The sequence below is a fragment of the Janthinobacterium sp. TPC_1 genome, from assembly GCF_056037845.1.
Genome location: NZ_CP195157.1, coordinates 481,787 through 499,597, shown reverse-complemented (window position 1 = coordinate 499,597; position 17,811 = coordinate 481,787). Strand labels below are relative to the sequence as shown.

General features: G+C 58.4%; 19 protein-coding genes and 3 pseudogenes. 12 read left to right on the top strand and 10 right to left on the bottom strand.

Annotated features, from left to right (window positions below):
* Positions 1 to 12: 12 nt before the first annotated feature.
* A pseudogene (locus ACQVLG_RS02440) lies at positions 13 to 568 on the bottom strand (recombinase family protein).
* 106 nt (positions 569 to 674) lie between these two features.
* On the opposite strand from ACQVLG_RS02440, the gene ACQVLG_RS02435 reads away from it, so the two are divergent.
* From ACQVLG_RS02435 to ACQVLG_RS02425, 3 genes are all read left to right on the top strand, one after another.
* Complete coding sequence (locus tag ACQVLG_RS02435; protein WP_150131043.1) at positions 675 to 1,220, top strand: hypothetical protein; 546 nt, start codon at positions 675 to 677, stop codon at positions 1,218 to 1,220.
* Between the two features lie 765 nt (positions 1,221 to 1,985).
* Positions 1,986 to 2,450, top strand: a complete 465-nt coding sequence (locus ACQVLG_RS02430; RefSeq protein WP_474292701.1) for a hypothetical protein — start codon at positions 1,986 to 1,988, stop codon at positions 2,448 to 2,450.
* A gap of 210 nt (positions 2,451 to 2,660) precedes the next feature.
* Positions 2,661 to 2,999, top strand: a complete 339-nt coding sequence (locus ACQVLG_RS02425) for an FKBP-type peptidyl-prolyl cis-trans isomerase (protein WP_474292699.1) — start codon at positions 2,661 to 2,663, stop codon at positions 2,997 to 2,999.
* A 15-nt stretch (positions 3,000 to 3,014) separates the two neighbouring features.
* Here the strand turns inward: ACQVLG_RS02425 and ACQVLG_RS02420 are convergent, their stop codons facing one another.
* Both ACQVLG_RS02420 and ACQVLG_RS02415 read right to left on the bottom strand, forming a co-directional pair.
* A complete protein-coding gene (locus ACQVLG_RS02420) occupies positions 3,015 to 3,503 on the bottom strand; it encodes a DUF2726 domain-containing protein (RefSeq protein WP_474292697.1) in 489 nt (162 codons plus the stop codon).
* Between the two features lie 97 nt (positions 3,504 to 3,600).
* Entirely contained in the window at positions 3,601 to 4,314 is a 714-nt protein-coding gene (locus tag ACQVLG_RS02415) for a YjjG family noncanonical pyrimidine nucleotidase (RefSeq protein ID WP_474292695.1), read from the bottom strand.
* Positions 4,315 to 4,443: 129 nt separating this feature from the next.
* Between ACQVLG_RS02415 and ACQVLG_RS02410 the strand changes: the two genes are divergently transcribed.
* Positions 4,444 to 5,169, top strand: a complete 726-nt coding sequence (locus ACQVLG_RS02410; protein ID WP_474292693.1) for a pyridoxine 5'-phosphate synthase — start codon at positions 4,444 to 4,446, stop codon at positions 5,167 to 5,169.
* A gap of 120 nt (positions 5,170 to 5,289) precedes the next feature.
* On the opposite strand, the gene ACQVLG_RS02405 is transcribed toward ACQVLG_RS02410, so the two are convergent.
* The 3 genes from ACQVLG_RS02405 to ACQVLG_RS02395 are packed head-to-tail and all read right to left on the bottom strand — an operon-like array spanning position 5,290 to position 6,534.
* Entirely contained in the window at positions 5,290 to 5,691 is a 402-nt protein-coding gene (locus tag ACQVLG_RS02405; protein WP_474292691.1) for an STY0301 family protein, read from the bottom strand.
* Positions 5,688 to 6,029: a BPSL0067 family protein gene (locus tag ACQVLG_RS02400; RefSeq protein WP_474292690.1), complete on the bottom strand. Its 342-nt coding sequence runs from the start codon at positions 6,027 to 6,029 to the stop codon at positions 5,688 to 5,690. Before ACQVLG_RS02400 ends, ACQVLG_RS02405 begins: the two co-directional genes overlap by 4 nt.
* Before the next feature lie 10 nt (positions 6,030 to 6,039).
* Positions 6,040 to 6,534, bottom strand: coding sequence for a DUF4265 domain-containing protein (locus ACQVLG_RS02395; RefSeq protein WP_230539908.1), 495 nt, complete (start codon positions 6,532 to 6,534; stop codon positions 6,040 to 6,042).
* Positions 6,535 to 6,655: 121 nt separating this feature from the next.
* Here ACQVLG_RS02395 and ACQVLG_RS02390 point away from each other — a divergent pair, with 121 nt between their 5' ends.
* Positions 6,656 to 7,063: a GFA family protein gene (locus ACQVLG_RS02390; RefSeq protein WP_474292688.1), complete on the top strand. Its 408-nt coding sequence runs from the start codon at positions 6,656 to 6,658 to the stop codon at positions 7,061 to 7,063.
* Positions 7,064 to 7,072: 9 nt separating this feature from the next.
* On the opposite strand, the gene ACQVLG_RS02385 is transcribed toward ACQVLG_RS02390, so the two are convergent.
* From ACQVLG_RS02385 to ACQVLG_RS02375, 3 genes are all read right to left on the bottom strand, one after another.
* Positions 7,073 to 7,678, bottom strand: coding sequence for a glutathione S-transferase (locus ACQVLG_RS02385; protein WP_474292686.1), 606 nt, complete (start codon positions 7,676 to 7,678; stop codon positions 7,073 to 7,075).
* A gap of 67 nt (positions 7,679 to 7,745) precedes the next feature.
* The gene (locus tag ACQVLG_RS02380; protein ID WP_474295505.1) at positions 7,746 to 8,465 is read right to left on the bottom strand and encodes a Crp/Fnr family transcriptional regulator; all 720 of its coding nucleotides are present in this window, start codon (positions 8,463 to 8,465) and stop codon (positions 7,746 to 7,748) included.
* A 247-nt stretch (positions 8,466 to 8,712) separates the two neighbouring features.
* Positions 8,713 to 8,898, bottom strand: a complete 186-nt coding sequence (locus tag ACQVLG_RS02375; RefSeq protein ID WP_474292684.1) for a hypothetical protein — start codon at positions 8,896 to 8,898, stop codon at positions 8,713 to 8,715.
* Between the two features lie 68 nt (positions 8,899 to 8,966).
* On the opposite strand from ACQVLG_RS02375, the pseudogene ACQVLG_RS02370 reads away from it, so the two are divergent.
* Positions 8,967 to 10,653: pseudogene (locus ACQVLG_RS02370) on the top strand (methyl-accepting chemotaxis protein).
* Here the strand turns inward: ACQVLG_RS02370 and ACQVLG_RS02365 are convergent.
* Positions 10,654 to 10,872, bottom strand: coding sequence for an oxidoreductase-like domain-containing protein (locus ACQVLG_RS02365; protein WP_230539903.1), 219 nt, complete (start codon positions 10,870 to 10,872; stop codon positions 10,654 to 10,656).
* A gap of 387 nt (positions 10,873 to 11,259) precedes the next feature.
* Here ACQVLG_RS02365 and ACQVLG_RS02360 point away from each other — a divergent pair.
* The 6 genes and pseudogenes from ACQVLG_RS02360 (at position 11,260) to ACQVLG_RS02335 (ending at position 17,811) form a co-directional block, all read left to right on the top strand.
* Positions 11,260 to 12,800 (top strand): annotated as a pseudogene (locus tag ACQVLG_RS02360) (DEAD/DEAH box helicase).
* Positions 12,801 to 13,949: 1,149 nt separating this feature from the next.
* Positions 13,950 to 14,678 (top strand): SDR family NAD(P)-dependent oxidoreductase, encoded by a 729-nt coding sequence (locus ACQVLG_RS02355; RefSeq protein ID WP_474292682.1) that lies wholly within the window; start codon positions 13,950 to 13,952, stop codon positions 14,676 to 14,678.
* Positions 14,569 to 14,970: a polysaccharide biosynthesis protein gene (locus ACQVLG_RS02350; RefSeq protein ID WP_474295503.1), complete on the top strand. Its 402-nt coding sequence runs from the start codon at positions 14,569 to 14,571 to the stop codon at positions 14,968 to 14,970. The genes ACQVLG_RS02355 and ACQVLG_RS02350 overlap by 110 nt, the downstream gene beginning before the upstream one ends.
* A 3-nt stretch (positions 14,971 to 14,973) precedes the next feature.
* Positions 14,974 to 16,131 (top strand): UDP-4-amino-4,6-dideoxy-N-acetyl-beta-L-altrosamine transaminase, encoded by a 1,158-nt coding sequence (pseC, locus tag ACQVLG_RS02345; protein WP_474292681.1) that lies wholly within the window; start codon positions 14,974 to 14,976, stop codon positions 16,129 to 16,131.
* A gap of 1 nt (position 16,132) precedes the next feature.
* Positions 16,133 to 17,035: an aldo/keto reductase gene (locus tag ACQVLG_RS02340; protein ID WP_474292679.1), complete on the top strand. Its 903-nt coding sequence runs from the start codon at positions 16,133 to 16,135 to the stop codon at positions 17,033 to 17,035.
* On the top strand, positions 17,032 to 17,811 hold the full coding sequence (locus tag ACQVLG_RS02335) for a cytidylyltransferase domain-containing protein (protein WP_230539899.1): 780 nt from the start codon (positions 17,032 to 17,034) through the stop codon (positions 17,809 to 17,811). The genes ACQVLG_RS02340 and ACQVLG_RS02335 overlap by 4 nt, the downstream gene beginning before the upstream one ends.

The following is a 17,811-nucleotide window of genomic DNA, read 5'->3' as shown; positions in this document are numbered from 1 at the left end:
ATCAAGGTTTTACTACGCCCAAATATTGGCCCGCGATACTCCATACAGCCGAGCCAATGCACTAACGCTTTCGCCGGTAGCGTACTTGCCAATTATGTCTGCGCGCTGCTCGGCTGTGGTCTTAGATGGCCGGCCCAGCGTCTTGCCTTCGCTCTTGGCGCGGGCCAGGCCAGCTTGCGTGCGCTCCACCAGCAAATCGCGCTCCATCTCGGCCACAGCTGCCAACATGGTCATCATCATCTTGCCTGCTGGGGAAGTCAGGTCCAGCTTGCCCAGCTGCAGCACGATGACGGCAATCTTGCGGGCGGCCAGCAGCTTGACGGTGGCGCCGACGTCCTGCGCGTCGCGGCCGAGGCGGTCCAGCTTCGCCACCACCAGAGTTTCGCCATTGCGAATCTGGGCCAGCAGCGCGGCAAACTCCGGGCGCTCGCTGGCGCTGGTCTTGCCACTGATGGTATCCGCATACCAGTAATCGACCTGGTGGCCGGCCGCTTCAATTTCCATCTTCTGGTTGTCTGTCTGCGGTTTGCTCTTTGGTGCTGACGCGGCCGTATGCGAAGGTTGCCATGGTATTTCTCCGGTTAAGACTGTTGGAAAACACTGTTAGAATATATCTACCTGTTAGAAATGGAAAGCCCTATATTTCCAACATTGATTTGTGTTGATATTTGTAGGTGTTAGAAATCGTTCGTTTTCTAACACCCTCTCGCTTAAGCTATACTTGCTTTTTTGAGAACGAAGAGGGTGCTGTGACTTTAGACTTCAACACGCCGTTAGCTGGAGTGACATTGCTTCAAGTAATTACGATTTCGATTGCCACTGTCGGCGCGGTGCTGGGTGTGGTGAACACTTGGGCGAGTGTGGACAAATCAAGAATAAAACTCCGTGTCAGGCCGGCTCACGCAATTCCTTATGGTGGAGCACCCCAACACATCGGCATGAGTATTACAGTAACGAATCTCAGCGCATTCGCTGTCACTATCAACGAGGTCGGCGTGCTCTATCGGAAGGCAGGGAATCGGGGCGCAATTGTCACGCCAATTTTAGGCGACGACGGCAAATGGCCCAGACGACTGGAGCCAAGGTCATCCGTAACGATTTATGCGCAGCGGCCTGAGTCGAATACACGCCGCATTAAATGTGCTTACGCGACAACTGCATGCGGTGTAACGAAAAAGGGAAGTTCCGCAGCCCTTCGTCAAATGGCGCGTGAAGGCTAACATCCGCTGATTTGGGACTATCTTCGGGTGAGGCGCAACCATAGGCCAGTGGCGCGTGAAAGCGATACAGGATTTCCGGTATCAGCCTGGCCGGCAGTTAGCCCTGTGCGCTGGCGCTGTTTGAAACCCGCTCAAAACTGAGCAGGTCGCCGCAGTCACTGCCGACCAGCGCCAGCAACTGGCAATCCACGTAGGCGCTCACTTCCACCGAAGATGCTCACATAGTTTTTTGAGCACCTTCGGAAATTCGCCGCTCACAGCCGCCAGGTCCAGCCCTCTTTCATGCCTCCCTTGATTGCCGCCACGCCAAGGGCCTTTTGTGTCCGCCGCACTGTCGCCCAAGAATAACCGGCACCGTCCGCATCAGCTTTGATTGGGCGCGTTGGTAATTGCCCGTCCGCCAATAAGTCGCGCAGGAACTGCTCTGCGTCCAATCATGTAGTCGCAATTGAGTACGCCGCAGATCATCCTCGTTGTTCAATGTGGCTATGGTTGGGTTTGTGTCTGAATGATGGACCTGACCCTGCCATTGCTGCCATTGTGACCCTGCCATTGGGAGTTGGGAGGTTGGCAATCGGCGCAAATGGTTCGACGCTATGCGCATTTCTCAGCTGGACATTTGGCGGCACATGCCGCAAATTTGCCGGTGCTTATCATTGCTACTTGATGTGTCTTATTGGTTGTGGTAATTTGTTTTTAGGTAACATTTTTAATTTTCTGGTTGTGATGATTTGCCTTTAATGCACTTTTGTTCTAAGGAAAAAAATGACTCATAATTTTGAACGTTTGCGAGATCATATCTTACCGCTCTCACACTCCAAGGTATTCGAACAAGCGCGATTGGAGTGGAAGCTCGATTCAGTTGAGGTTAGTGATGAGTTCGATTCATGCCCGTGTGGCAAGGAGATCAAGGAGCATTGCTATATCAGAAATACCGTTACGGGTAATCAGACGTATGTAGGAAACGTGTGCGTCAATCGTTTCATGGAAATAGATACGGGTACGTTATTTTCTGGCCTTAAGAAAATTAAGGCTAACCCTACTGGAAATGCAAATTTAGCTGTTATTGAGTATGCGGACAGTAAGGGTTTTCTTTTTGAGAAGGAATTAGCTTTCCTTAAGCAAACTGCTAGGAAGAGAAATTTAAGTGTTGCGCAGAAATCTTGGAAAGAAAAAATTAATAATCGCATCTTGAACGAAACTGTTGTCCAGCGTAGAACGACTAGATAAAAAACTGGAACGAATCCACTGTTCGATAGCTGTTTTTTGCGTATTGGCTAGATAGATCATGTGTCTCATAATCCGTTGGTGCCGTGTTCGACTCACGGGAGGCCCACCAGAATTTAGCAATAATAGAACATGCCCCGACAGGTAACTGCCGGGGCTTTTTTCGTGCTGTCGTACAATCGCGGCATAGCGATTGACGAAGGATGAAGCGAGATGACTGCTGAAGTGAAGATTGACGATATCGTGGTAGGCAACGGCAAGGCAAGGCGGCGCGCGCGTGCGCTGGTCACGGCGCATTACCGGGGCTGGCTGGAGGATGGGACGGAGTTTGACTCGTCGCACAAGCGGGGCGAGCCGTTTCGCTGTGTGTTGAGCAATAACAAGGTCATCCAGGGCTGGATTGTGGGATTGAACGGCATGCAGGTCGGCGGCACGCGCAAGCTGTGGGTGCCGGCGGCGCTGGGGTATGGCGAGCGGCAGGTGGGTTTGATACCGCCGAATTCCAATTTGATCTTTGAGATCGAGTTGCTGGAAGTGCTGACGCGCGATTGATCGCTTGACGCGCAATCAGGCGGGCAGGGCGCTTGCCTTCACTCCGGCTTTTTGCGTGAGCAGTTGTTCGATGTCGGCGCGCAGCGCCTGTTGCGTGGGGAAGTTGGCATAGCGCAAGGTCACGTAACCGGCCAGCCTGAGCATGGCGTCGCGTTCCTTGTCCTGGCGTTCGCGGCCGGCGTGGCTGCGGTCGTCGAGTTCGATCACGGCGATGACGTTCAGTTGCTGGCTGCACAGGACAAAATCGGCCACCTTGCGGTCGAAACGGTTTCTGTTTGCCCGTCCCTGCGCCGTCACCAGTGCGGAAAACGCCACTTGCGCCAGCACCGTGCATTCTGGCAAGGCTGTCTGCAGCAGGTGGTACATCTGCTGCTCGCGCGCCGTCATGACGGGTTTTCTTTGCAGACGCAGCGGCGCACGGGACTTCGCGTTCCCGCGCACGGCCAGCATGGCAAGGAACAGGATCACTGCCGCGATGGCGAGCAGGACGGTGTAGGAAGGCATGGGCTGGCACCAGAATGGACGAGTCCTGATGGTACGCGAACAGCGGCGTGTTTTCGTGCCCCTGCCAGCGTATTTCAGGTGGTGCGCTTGTGGAAGATCAAGCCTGTTTCAAGTTGACCTGCATCACGTCCAGCACTGGCACGATGTCGTGCAGGCTGGTCACTTCAAAGGTAGGGATGGCGGCCGAGGTATTGGCCATGCCGTCCGGATTGAACCAGCAGCTGGCTATGCCGTAGCGGTTGGCGCCCAGGATGTCGGCGTCCAGGCGGTCGCCGATGATGATGGTTGTTTCCTTGCTGAATGCGCGCGCCATGTTGGCCGCGTATTCGAAGAAGCGCACGTCCGGCTTGGCGTGGCCGCACGCTTCGGAGGTAGCCACGAAGGAAATGTAGTCGCTCAGGCCGGAGGCGGCGATGCGGCGGTTCTGGATGGATTCGACGCCGTTGGTGATGATGCCCACTTCGCCGATGCGCGACAGCGTTTCGCATACTTGTTTGGCGCCATCGATGAGCACGACCGTGTCCGGCAGCGATTCCAGATACAAACGGCTGGCCAGTTCCGGGTCGATGGCGATGCCGTTCAGCGCAAACGTCTTGCGGAAGCGCTCCACTTTCAGAAAATCCTTGCTCACCTCGCCTGTTTCGAAACGTTTCCACAGGTCGACGTTGATCGCCTGGTACTGGGAAAACAGCGCGTCGATGCCATCGCGCAAGCCCAGTTCATGCATGGTGTGCAGGAACGAGCGTTTTTCGGACGCCCGGAAATCGAGCAGGGTATCGTCGAGGTCAAACAGGAATAATTTGTATTTCATGGCATGTTGTTGAAAACGTGGAACTTGTCTTGCATCGTAGCACGTAGTGCCGAGTTCGGTTGACCATGCCCTGCGCGGGCGATCCGCTACAATCGCTGCCAGACCCGTCACTTTCACTTCATTCCTCCCATGACCCAGCTCTCCGTCAACGTCAATAAAATCGCCCTGCTGCGCAATTCGCGCGGCCGCAATTTCCCGGACCTGCTCGCGTTTTCCGCGCGCTTTCTCGACCTGGGTGCCGCCGGCATCACCTTGCACCCGCGCCCGGACCAGCGCCATGCGCGCTACGATGATGTCGCCCCGTTGCAGCGCCTGTGTGCGGAACGGGGGCGCGAGCTGAATGTGGAGGGTTATCCGGCGGCGGATTTTCTGGAAGTGGTGAAAAGCGCGCGCCCGGCGCAATGCACCTTGGTGCCCGACATGCCGGGCCAGCTGACGTCCGATCACGGCTGGGACATCGAACGGCATGCGGCGCTGTTGCGTCCCGTCATTGGGGAATTGAACGACCTGGGCATCCGCGTCAGCCTGTTCGTCGATGCCGACTACCCGGCGCTGGAATGGGCGCGCGAGGTGGGCGCGGCGCGGGTCGAGCTGTACACGGAACGGTTTGCCGAGAGTTATGGCGGCGCGCAGGCCGATGCCGTGTTTGACACGTATCGGCAGGCGGCGCGGCGGGCACAGGCGCTGGGCCTGGGCGTGAATGCGGGGGACGACCTCGATTTGCACAACCTGGCGCGCTTCCTGGACATTCCCGGCATCCTGGAAGTGTCGATCGGCCACGCGCTGGTGGTCGAGTGTATCGAGCAGGGCATGGACACGGTGCTGGGACGCTACCTTGAGATATGTCAATCGTAGGGCTGCCGCACATCGAACGCGCTTGCCGCTTGCTGACCTTGCTTACCAGTCATTTCTGAATGGATTTTTGCATGTTTGACGCAACTGCGGGGAGTGGCTTGAGGAGTGGTATTGAGCGCACTATTTGCACTGAAAACTGACCATTTTCGTTCGCTGTGCAATGGTTGCGACGCACTGTCTGAAGCCTGGCAAAGCCATGCGCAGGTAGCGTTCGGTACCTGCATACAGGCAGTCCACCTGAAACAGATACTCGGGCGCATCAAAATTGATGTCCCAGCGTTGATGCAAGGTGCCGTTGCGTGTCCATTCCTTGTCCGGGGCCAGGATAGGCAACGCTTCGCCATCTGCTGGCGGCTGATGCGCCGGATAGGACAGCACGCGTACGCTGTCGAGCCTGGCGGCTGGCAGGTTCCAGGTGGACGGAGCTACTTGCGGGCAACGCACGGATGCAATGGGGGCTGCGGCAGCTGGCCGCATCGCCGCGGCAGCGATGGCCAATGCCAACAGTGCGAGCGGCTTCATTCCACTACCGAATAGAGTTCGGGACGATTCGATGCCCCGGCCGCCGAACGGCCGAAGTAGATCACGCGGGCGTGTGGTTGCGCCACTGCTCGAAACTCAATGCCGCCAGGCACCTGGCGAATGAACAGCGCCGCATGATTGCCCTGCCGCAGATTCTGATAGCGGCCGTTGACGAAGGTGGCAATCACTGTGCCTTTCGCGATACCGCCTTTTTGTAAGGCATAGCGTTTCTCTCTGTGGCCGACGATAGAGAGAGCGTACGCAAGGCGTGGGTCAGCATCTTGATGTGGGCTAGAGCAATACGGAGCATTGACGTAGGTCAGGTCCCCGTGTGTCACGTCAGCAACCTTACATATCCACCCACCAGTTAAGCAAGGTTTCATCATCGTCGTCATCGAGGTTGACGTAGATATTGGCGAAGTACCATTCCACGCCCGTTGCTTCTCGGAAGGCGTCAAAGGGACCGTTGACGTTGTAGATGCCGTGGTGTCCCGGCACGCTGAAGGTGAGGTTGCCCTTGTACTGGCCATCCAGGGTGCCGCCCAGCTGGCTTTGCACGTCGCGCTCGAGCAGATCCACTGCCTCTTGCGACACGTCGTCGGCATCGTAGATATGGATGCAGAAGTTGCCGCCGCGCTTTAAGACTTCGGCGGGGGCGAGCGGGTTGGCGATGTTGACGATGTCGCCGCGTGCCAGGTTCAGGGTCAGGCCGGGCGAGGCCAGCAGTTCGTAGACGTGCTCGTCGATCTGGCGCGCCGGCAGGGTTTCATACACGGGGCCGCTGGTGTTTTCGCCTGCCAATACGCGGATGTGCGGCAAGCCTTCGCAATTGATGTCTTCCATTTATTCTTTCATAGTGCCGGCGCCATGTGCTGCCAGGCGCGCCAGATAGAGGGTTGTGGCAATATTGTACCGGGTACGTATCTGTTGGCAGAGCACGCAACGGTGCAAACGAGGAGAAACAATGGAGAATGCGGTGCAAACAGGCGGCTGTCTATGTGGCGCGGTGCGCTTTGAAGTAAGCGGCGAGGGTAGCAATGCGCACAGCTGTTCCTGCCGCAATTGCCAGCAGCATACGGGCGCGCCGACGGTGGCGTGGGTGGAGTTTGCGCGCGATCAAGTGCGCTGGACGGGCACGGCTGGCGCTCCGGCCACCTACCGCTCTTCCGATTATTCCAGCCGGGCCTTTTGCGCCGCGTGCGGCAGTTCCATCGGCGCCATCGACGACGCGCCGACGGTGGCCTTGCTGGTGGGTAGTTTTGACGACCCAGCCCAGGCCGCCTTTGCGCCCGCATACCACGCGTTTGACGATGTCAGGCCGGGCTGGTGGCATTTTGATCCGGCCGCCATGGCGCCTGTCGCAGGCAGTTAGCCGGGCGCGTCAGACTGGCGGCGTGGCCAGGAAGGCGGGCAGGGTTTCCGCCGAGCGCGTGTAGGCGTGCACGGCAGGATAGTCGGCCGGCTTGACGATGTCGGGCGTTTCCAGCTGGGCGAAGCTCCAGCCGACGGCAATGGTCACGCCCGCCTCGTCGATACGGCCCGTCTCGCCAGGCAAGGGCAGCTGCGCGCATTCCTGCTCCAGCGCATTCCAGGCGGCATGCAGTTGCATGCTGACTCGCTCCAGCCACGGCGCGTGTTGCTTGTCGAGCGGACGCAGCTTGCGTTCGTAGACGATTTGCACGGCTTTTTCATAGGCGGCCAAGGCCAGGCCCGTCAGGCGCAGCGCCCGCACGCTGTCGGCGAGGGGAGGGGCGGACGTGTCCGGGCGCAGCAGCGATAGATACTGCAGGATCAAGGTGGAGTCCATCAGCACTTGCCCATCGTCCAGGACCAGGGTCGGCACCTTGATGACGGGGTTGATCTCGCGCACGGCATCCATGTTGCGGAACACGGACAGCGACAAGTGCTCGTAGCTAATGCCCTGCAGTTGCAAACAAATGGCGACCCTGCGCACATAGGGCGAGTCGAGCATACCGATCAGTTTCATGGCCAGTCTCCGGGGTAGTCGGGGAATGCCTACGATACCCGCTTGCCTGGCCGTTTGCCAGCGCCGTTTAATTGTGCGCGCTGATACCGCTGCGGAATTGTTCGAAACCGGCGCGCGCTGCCTTGTAGCAATTGCCGGCGGCTGCTTCCAGGCCTTCGCGGTCGAGCACTTCGACCGTGCCACGGCGGTACTGGATCAATCCTTCGTCCTGCAGCTTGCGGGCCGTGACGGTGACGCTTTCGCGGCGCACGCCCAGCATGTTGGCCATGGTGTCTTGCGTGACCTTCAGCTCGTTCGACAGGGAACGGTCGAGGCGGTCCAGCAGCCAGCGGCACAGCTTTTGCTCGATGCTGCAATGGCGGCCGCCCACCACATTTTGCGCCATTTGCGCAAACATGGCGCTGGTGTAGCGCATCAGCAATTGCGCCAGGGCGCCGCCTTCATTGAACACTTCCCGCAGGAAGGCCGTTTTCAGGCGGTAGCCGTAGCCAGCCGTCTGCACGATGGCGGTGCAGGTGGCGCGCTCGGCTTCGTACAGCACCACGCCGGCCACGCCTTCGCGGCCGATGACGGCGATCTCGGTGGTGGCGCCGTCTTCCATCACATATAACAGGGAAACGATGGCGTTGGTGGGGAAGTACGTGTAGTCAATCTTGCCGCCACAATCGAACAGGTGCTTGCCGGCAGGCAAAGCGACCAATTCCAGCTGGCAAAACAGGCGCTCCAGATCGCTGCGCGACAAGGCGCGCAGCAATTCGTTCTGTTGCGCGCCGGTGATGCTGATCATGGGCGTGGCGGGAGCGGCTTGCCAGTTATGCTGGGCAGCGGCGTGGTTATTCGTTGGGGTCAGGTTGCTATAAGCTTTGTACATGGTAGGGCCTCGTCTTCTGATTTTGTTGGATGGCGCTGCTTTTCTGGCTTGCTAGCGTTGTGCTGAATCTTGTATCCACTATAGAACCAGGGGCCGGCGGCGGGCATCGGATGAGCCGACGCGCTTATGTAGGCTAGGAACATTGCCTCGTGTCATCCGACTCCTACGCCTGCCGCTTGATTTTTCCGTGTGGAAACAACAGTGCCTGGACAAAAAAATGCTGCACCTTGCCCGCGACACCTGAACTTTGGCCGCGTGCCGCGATCAAAGCAGTCTGCGCTGCATGACGATGGTGATAAAATGTTGCATTGCGGAAATTTTGCCGGCGTGTCGGAATGAGCCGTCTCATGGCCTGCGCCGCGATGGCGCGCGCGCCTGTCTAGTCCCGTTTATCCGTTTAATGAAGGAAAGCAACGCATGAAATGGTTTTTTGATCTGAAAATTGCCACCAAGCTTATCTTGTCGTTTTGGCGCCGTGCTGCTGTTGACGGCCGCGCTGGGCGTGTCGGCGATCCTGTCCATGGCGCGCATCAATACCGCGTCGACGGATCTGTCCGCCAACTGGATGCCCAGCGTGCTGGCGGCCATGTCCATGCGCAGCGATGTCAGTGATTTCCGCCGCTGGGAACTGGCGCACATGCTGGCCGCCCAGGATGCCGACATGGCGCAGAATGAAACGCGCATGACGGAAACGCAGGCAAAGCTGAAGACGGACGGCGACAACTACCGCCGCCTGATTTCGGAACCGGGCGAGAAAGAAGTATTCGAGCGTTTCCTGACGCTCAACGATGAATTCATGCGCCTGCACGCGACCATGCTGAGCCTGTCGCGCGAGATGAAGAAGGAAGAGGCGCGCGCGCTGGCCGTGGGGCCATCCGCCAAGGTCATGGCGGACATGATGGTGGCGCTCGATAAGCTGGTGGCCATTAACACGGACGGCGGCGTGCGTTCGAGCGCCAGTGCCGACGCCACCTATGCGGCGTCGCGCGCCAGCCTGATCGGCTTGCTGGTAGGCATCGTCGTCATCGGCATGCTGCTGGCGCTGTGGGTGGCGCGCAGCGTGGCGCGTCCGCTGATCGAGGCCGTCGGCGTGGCGCGCCAGGTGGCGGCCGGCGACTTGACGGCGCATATTGTTGTGCAATCGCAAGACGAAACGGGGCAATTGATGCAAGCTCTGAAAGACATGAATGCCAGCCTGCAAAGCCTGGTGGGCCAGGTACGCAGCGGCACCGATACCATCGCCACGGCGTCGAGCCAGATCGCCGCCGGCAACCAGGATCTGTCGTCGCGCACGGAAGAGCAGGCCAGTTCGCTGGAAGAAACGGCCTCGTCGATGGAAGAACTGACCTCGACCGTGAAGCAGAATGCGGACAATGCGCGCCAGGCCAACACCATGGCGCTGACCTCGTCGAGCATCGCCATCGAGGGCGGCAAGGTGGTCAGCGAAGTGGTGGGCACGATGGCGTCGATCAACGCGTCGTCGCGCAAGATCGTCGACATCATCGCCGTCATCGACGGCATTGCCTTCCAGACCAATATCCTGGCCCTGAATGCGGCCGTCGAGGCGGCGCGCGCAGGCGAGCAGGGGCGCGGCTTTGCCGTCGTCGCCACGGAAGTGCGCAACCTGGCGCAACGCTCGGCCGCGGCGGCCAAGGATATCAAGGTGCTGATCGGCGATTCCGTCGAGAAGGTCGAGGCGGGCTCGAAACTGGTGGACCAGGCGGGCCGCACGATGGATGACATCGTTGCCAGCATCACGCGCGTGACGGACATCATGAGCGAGATCACGGCCGCCAGCAGCGAGCAGAGCGCCGGTATCGAGCAGGTCAACCAGGCCATCGCCCAGATGGACCAGGTGACGCAGCAAAATGCGGCCCTGGTGGAGGAGGCGGCCGCGGCGGCTGAATCGATGCAGGAACAGGCTGCCAGCCTGAGCGAAGTGGTCAGCATCTTCAAGCTCAATGCGACCGGCGCTGCCGCGAGCCGACCGCGCGCGCCCGTCAGCGTCAAGGCGCCGGCAGCCGTGACGCCGGCAGTTGCGCCACGTCAACTGGCCGGCACGGCGCGCCGCGCGGCGCCAGTGGATGAGTGGGAAAGCTTTTAATTAAGCGCGCTTGCGCGGTTTCCTGACGCCTTTGGGGACGGGGGCTGCAGCGGCTTGCTGGCGCTGTTGCCACGCCCTCAGGGCTGCTTCGTAGGTGGCCAGGTCTTCCTGGTACATTTCCAGCACGCAAAAGGTACAACCGCTGTGGCAGCACTCGTCATTGCCCGGTTTGCTGGGCGCTTGCGGTGGCGGATCGTGGGGGAAAGGCGGGGTAGGCATGATGAGGGCAGGGGACGGCGGAGCAGGCATCGGAGCAGGCATAGGAGCTGGCATAGGACCTAGCATGATACGGCATCCCGGCGCGTCGTTGCTGGAACGCTTTTTGCTCAAAAATCACGGTTTCCGTGTACAGTTGCGGTGAATTAGGGTATCGTTTACAGCACTGATATTGTATCTTCTGCGCGCGATGTTCCGCCGGCGCGATCTCCGCCGCCATCGCAGCACACCTCTTCGACGCTCCCGCATACGCCCTACAGCATGTCCCGGAGCACGGAGGTGCCGCAAGAACGATGATCCATGGCTTGCAAGACGGAGCTGCCTGTGCCCCGAAATGTTGTTTATTGAGAAAGCATGGCTTCCGCAGTGCGGAGGCACACCAGAAAATTTATGTCTGAAACCGAATCGACTCCTACGCCCAGCCCGGCGATTGCCCCTGACGCGGCGCCCGCCGCTGCACCTGCACCTGCCGCATCCGCTGCTCCCAGCCTGACTTTTGCCGACTTTGGCCTTGCGCCCGAAATCCAGCGCGCCCTGACCGACCAGGGCTACACCCATCCGACACCGATCCAGGAACAAGCGATTCCCGTGGTATTGCAAGGCCGCGATGTGATGGGCGCCGCGCAAACGGGTACCGGCAAGACGGCCGGTTTTTCCTTGCCGATCATCCAGTTGCTGATGGCGCATGCCAGCAGCAGCATGTCGCCGGCACGCCACCCGGTGCGCGCGCTGATCCTGACGCCGACCCGCGAACTGGCGGTGCAGGTGGCGGAAAACGTCAAGGCTTACGCCAAGCACACGCCGCTGCGTTCGACCGTCGTCTTCGGCGGCATGGACATGAAGCCGCAAACCGTCATCCTGCGCGGCGGCGTCGAAATCGTGATCGCCACGCCGGGCCGCCTGCTCGACCATATCGAGCAAAAGAACATCAGCCTGAGCCAGGTGCAGATGCTGGTCATGGATGAAGCGGACCGCATGCTGGACATGGGTTTCCTGCCGGACTTGCAGCGCATCATCAACTTGTTGCCGAAGCAACGCCAGAACCTGATGTTCTCGGCCACGTTCTCGCCAGAAATCAAGAAACTGGCCGCGACCTTCCTCAACGATCCGCTGACGATCGAAGTGGCGCGCAGCAACCAGACGGCCGTAAGGTCACGCAAGTGGTCTACAAGGTGACGGAAGACCAGAAGCATGCCCTGGTCGCCCATCTGCTGCGCCAGCGCGACCTGAAACAGGTCATCGTGTTTTCGAACACCAAGATCGGCGCCTCGCGCCTGGCCCGCGTGCTGGAGCAGGAAGGCATGAGCGCCACGGCGATTCACGGCGACAAGAGCCAGCAAGAGCGCATGGCGGCGCTGGAAGCGTTCAAGAAGGGCGAGATCGACGTGCTGGTGGCCACCGATGTGGCGGCGCGCGGCCTGGACATTTCCGACTTGCCTTGCGTCATCAACTTCGACTTGCCGTACAACGCGGAAGACTATGTGCACCGCATTGGCCGCACGGGCCGCGCCGGCGCCTCGGGCGACGCCATTTCGATCTACTCGGATAAAGACGAGCGCTTGCTGGCCGATATCGAGAAGCTCATCAAGCAAAGCATCAAGCGCGGAGAATTGACGGGCTTCAACCCGGCTCCGGCCCGCAGCAGCAGCGACAGCGAGCGCCGTCCGCCGCGCCGCAGCGAAGGTGGCGAGGCGCGTCCCGCGCGCGCCTCCGAGAGCCGCCATGTCGGCGAGAGCCGCGACAGCCGCTCTGCCGAACGCGGCACGCGTCCCGCCTTCGGTCCTGGCGCCCGCCGCGAAAAGGCCGATCCCTGGTTCCTGAAGCCATATGAGCCGGCCAAGGCAGCAGCCCCGGTTGCCAGCAGCACGACGCCGGTGCCGGTCAAGCCGAAGCAGAAGGTGGCGGCGTTGCTGGGTGGTTTGTTGAAGTAATAACGTTTATCAGTCTGTATTCTGGATGGCGCAGACGCTGGGGCATTGTCCCCAGCGTTTTTTTTTTTTTTTTGCGTGTTGTTGCCTCGGGGTCGATGCCGCAGGCGGCGTGACTGTCTTGTTGTCTGCTGAAATTATTGCTCTAGCAACTTTCCCGCGTGAAGCCTGCGGGCTTTCTTTAAAGATTTGATAGCGTGGTATTTCTCTTTGACGGGTATGGGCGCATAGACGACCTGGCTTGCTGTCATGGCCGCAGCAGGTGGGAATTGTTGAGGATTGGCTTGCTTTAAAGCATGTGCGGCAGAATCTGGCATGCAGGGAAAATATTATAGGTGGTGGCGGTGGCTATGTTGCTGCGGAATTGTGACAAGGTGTAAAACCGTACAAGATGGTTAGAAAATAGGAGGCTGTGCATATATCATGCAGGTTTGGAAGGCAGCATCTGGAAATGTCGAAAAGTGTTGACTGTTGGCGGCGTGCCGTCGCTGGCATGCCGGAGGGATGGATGGCGTTGCAGCTGGGGTGCTCTGCCGTGTGATGCGGAGTGCCGGAGCAGGCCGTTAATTGCATTATCAGTCATTGCGTCATTGCTTGCTTAATTGAAAATATTTTCTGCATCTGCTGCAGTATATTTATGCAGACAATATGCTTTCTGTCTATCGTTGTTGCGAAGAAATGGAGCTGTGGTTGCATGGCGGGATGTGGTTTTTAGGCGAGAATTTCGTATTTTTAGCAAGACAATAATGTTAAAATGGTGCGACTGTATTTTTAAAAAGCAATTAGAAATATCTTGCGTCACATCATTCAGCGCATTCTGATCTTCTTGGATTCATGTCATCTTTGATGTGGGATGATTCATCGATTAGTCGGTTGTCAAAGTGGCTGGCTGTGTTGCTCGGGCTCTCGATTACTTTGAGCTTGTTACGGTTCCCGTTTTGAGGCACGTCAATTTGTTGCGCTGACCAGGCTAGGGTAAATGTATGTCCGGCTGAGTCTCGGGCAATATCTATCCTCTCCTTCTCCTGGTTAGTGCAATGTGCTACCGAGTCGCCCCGACGGATATGATGCCGATTTGTTAACGATATCGGTATCTGCTGAGCATGTTGCGTTTATTTAATTCGTTATTCTCATTTAATTAATAATATAAAAATGTTATCAGATAAGTCTATTCTCATTACCGGCGGAACGGGTTCGTTCGGCAAGGCCTTTGTCAAAACCGTGCTGGAGCGTTATCGTTATCCGACCATCAAGCGCCTCGTGGTATTTTCGCGCGATGAATTGAAGCAGTTTGAAATGGCGCATGAGTTTTCGGATGAAAAGTATGCCGGTATCCGTTATTTCATCGGCGACATCCGCGATGAAGCCCGCCTGCGCCGTGCGCTGGAAGGGATTGATATCGTGATTCATGCTGCTGCGTTGAAACAAGTGCCCGCAGCGGAATATAACCCGTTCGAATGCATCAAGACCAACGTATTGGGTGCGCAAAACCTGATCGAGGCTTGCCTGGATACCAAAGTGCAACGTGTAGTTGCCTTGTCGACAGACAAGGCTGCCGCGCCGATCAATCTGTACGGCGCTACCAAGCTGTGCTCGGACAAGCTGTTCGTTGCAGCCAATAATATCGTTGGTCATCGCGATCTGCGTTTCAGCGTCGTTCGTTACGGTAACGTAATGGGCAGCCGCGGGTCGGTGATTCCATTCTTCCTCGAGCGCCGCGCGCGCGACGGGGGTCCTGCCGATCACCGATACGGCCATGACTCGTTTCAACATCAGTCTGCAAGAAGGCGTGGACATGGTGCTGTGGTCGCTCGAGAACGCCTGGGGCGGCGAAGTACTGGTGCCGAAGATTCCTTCCTACCGCATCACCGATGTGGCTGAAGCCATTGGTCCTGAATGCAGCTTCCCTGTTGTCGGCGTGCGTCCAGGCGAAAAGATTCATGAGGAAATGATCACTTCCAGCGACAGTTTCAATACCGTTGATATGGGCAAGTATTACGCCATCCTGCCGATGAGCGCCAAGTATTCGACGCAAGAGTATTGCGACAAGATGGGCGCCAAATTGGTGCCGCCAGGTTTCTGCTATGACAGTGGCAGCAATACCGATTTCCTGAGCAAGGAACAATTGCGCGAGTTGATCCAGGCTCACGTTGACCCTACCCATACCGCGTAAAACATGACGATGATTCCTTACGGTCGACAGGATATTTCCGAGGCCGATATTCAGGCCGTCGTCGATGTCTTGCGCTCCGACTTTCTGACGCAGGGGCCGGCGGTGCCGGCGTTCGAGCAAGCGCTGGCGACATATTGCGGCGTATCCCACGCGATTGCAGTCAATAGCGCCACGAGTGCCTTGCATATAGCATGCCTGGCACTGGGCGTCGGCCCGGGGGATCTGGTCTGGACCAGTCCAAATACCTTCGTTGCCAGTGCTAATTGCGCCTTGTATTGTGGCGCCGATGTCGACTTTGTCGATATCGATGCGCGCACCTACAATCTGAGCGTGGAGGCGTTGGCGCACAAGCTGGCACAGGCGAAGCTGGCTGGGCGTCTGCCGAAGGTTGTCATCCCCGTGCATTTGACGGGGCAGCCTTGCGACATGCTTGCCATCCATGCATTGGGCCAGGAATACGGTTTCAAGATTATCGAAGATGCTTCGCATGCCATCGGCGGCAAGTATCGTGGCGAAGCCATAGGCAATTGCCGCTACAGCGACATTACCGTCTTCAGCTTTCACCCTGTGAAGATTATTACCAGTGCCGAAGGCGGCATGGCTACCACGCAAGATGCACAGTTGGCGACCAGCCTGCAGCAACTGCGCAGCCATGGCATTACGCGCGATCCTGAGCTGATGACACATGCGCCCGATGGCGCATGGTATTACCAGCAGGTCACGCTCGGCTACAACTACCGCATGACCGACATGCAGGCGGCGCTTGGCCTGAGCCAGATGGTGCGCCTCGATGAGTTCGTGGCACATCGCCATGTCATGGCGCGCCGCTATGATGCCTTGCTGGCTGATTTCCCTGTCATCACGCCATGGCAGCATCCTGACGGCTATTCAGGCTTGCATCTGTATGTGATCCGCCTGCAGACCGAGCGCTTGACGCAGACGCACCGCGACGTCTTCGACGCCCTGCGCGCGCAATCGATCGGCGTCAATCTGCACTATATTCCCGTGCATACCCAGCCTTACTATGAGGCAAAAGGTTTCAAACCGGGCGATTTCCCGGAAGCGAACATTATTATTCGCAAGCCATCAGCCTGCCCATGTATGCCACCTTCACGGACGAGCAGCAAGACCGCGTTATCGAGGCCTTGCGGAAAGCGCTGAAATGAAAATAGGCTTGGGCGCAGTTCAGTTCGGGCTCGATTATGGTATCGCCAATACGGCAGGCAAGGTCAGCGAAGGGGAAGTGGCGGCGATTCTGGCCGCTGCGGCCCGGTTGCAATTGACATTGATCGATACGGCGGCACTGTATGGCGACAGCGAGGCGGTGCTTGGCCGTGTGATGTCGCCTGCCGCGCCTTTCGATATCGTGACCAAGACGCCGCAGTTTTCCGGGGCGGCCGTGACCGAAGTGGAGGCGCAGCAACTGGAAGACAGCCTGCACGCCTCGCTGCGCAAGCTGCAGCGCCCCAGCGTCTATGGCCTGCTGATCCACCGCGTCGACGATTTATTGTTGCCGGGCGGAGAAGCGCTGATGGCGCGCATGGCACTGTTGAAGCAACGGGGTCTGGTCAGCAAGATTGGCGTGTCCGTCTATACTGGGCAGCAGATTGATGCCGTACTGGCGCGCTTCCCGATCGACCTGATTCAGCTGCCGATCAACGTGCTGGACCAGCGTCTGCTGCATAGCGGACATTTGCGCAAATTGAAACAGGCTGGCGTCGAGATACATGCCCGCTCCGCGTTCCTGCAAGGCTTGCTGCTGATGGCGCCCCATGACTTGCCGGCCCATTTTGACGGTGTGCGCGAGCATTTGGCCGCCTATCACCGTTTTATTGCCGGACAAGGTCTGACGCCGCTGCAAGCCGCGCTGGGCTTTGTGACCTGGCTGGAGGAGATCGACCAGGTGGTATGTGGCGTCAATTCCAGTGTGCAACTACAGGAAATATGCGCGGCGGCCGGACACACGGCCGCAGGCGCCGCGCGCGCCGGCTATGACGCGTTTGCGATCTGCGACGAAGCGATCGTCAATCCGGCCTTGTGGCAGCAGGCAAAGGGAAAATCATGATATTGGCAATACTGCAGGCCCGTGTTTCATCGTCGCGGCTGCCAGGCAAGGTGCTCAAGCCCTTGCTGGGCGAGCCGATGCTGCTGCGCCAGATCGAGCGTTTGCGCGACGTGCGCCAGATCGATCAATTGCTGGTGGCAACGAGCCGCGAAGCGTCGGATGATGCCATTGAAGCATTGTGCGTGGCTAACGGCATCGCTTGCTTCAGGGGCGATCTGAACGACGTGCTGGAGCGTTTTCACCAGGCGGCGCAAACGTTTGCACCCGAGCATATCGTGCGTTTGACGGCCGATTGTCCGCTGACTGACCCCGCGTTGATCGACGAGGTTATCGCGTTTTATCTGGCCGGCGGCTACGACTACGTCAGTAATTGTGTCGAGGCCAGCTACCCCGATGGCCTTGATGTGGAAATTTTCCGCGCCTCTTGCCTGGATGAGGCGTGGCGCGAAGCGCGTCTGCCGTCGCAGCGCGAGCATGTTACGCCGTTCATTCATCAGCAAACCGGGCGCTATAAGGTGGGTGTGTACCGTCACGCCACGGATTTGTCGCACTTGCGCTGGACGGTGGATGAGCCGAAGGATTTCGAGCTGGTTTCCATGATTTATGACGCGCTGTATCGGAAAAACACGCGGTTTTCAATGCAGGATGTCCTGTCCCTGCTGGAGCAGCGCCCCGAATTAGTAAATTGGAACACCATACATGGACGTAACGAGGGATATCAGAAATCGCTCGACGCCGATGCCGTACCGACTACCCCCCCCACCATAGAGAACTAA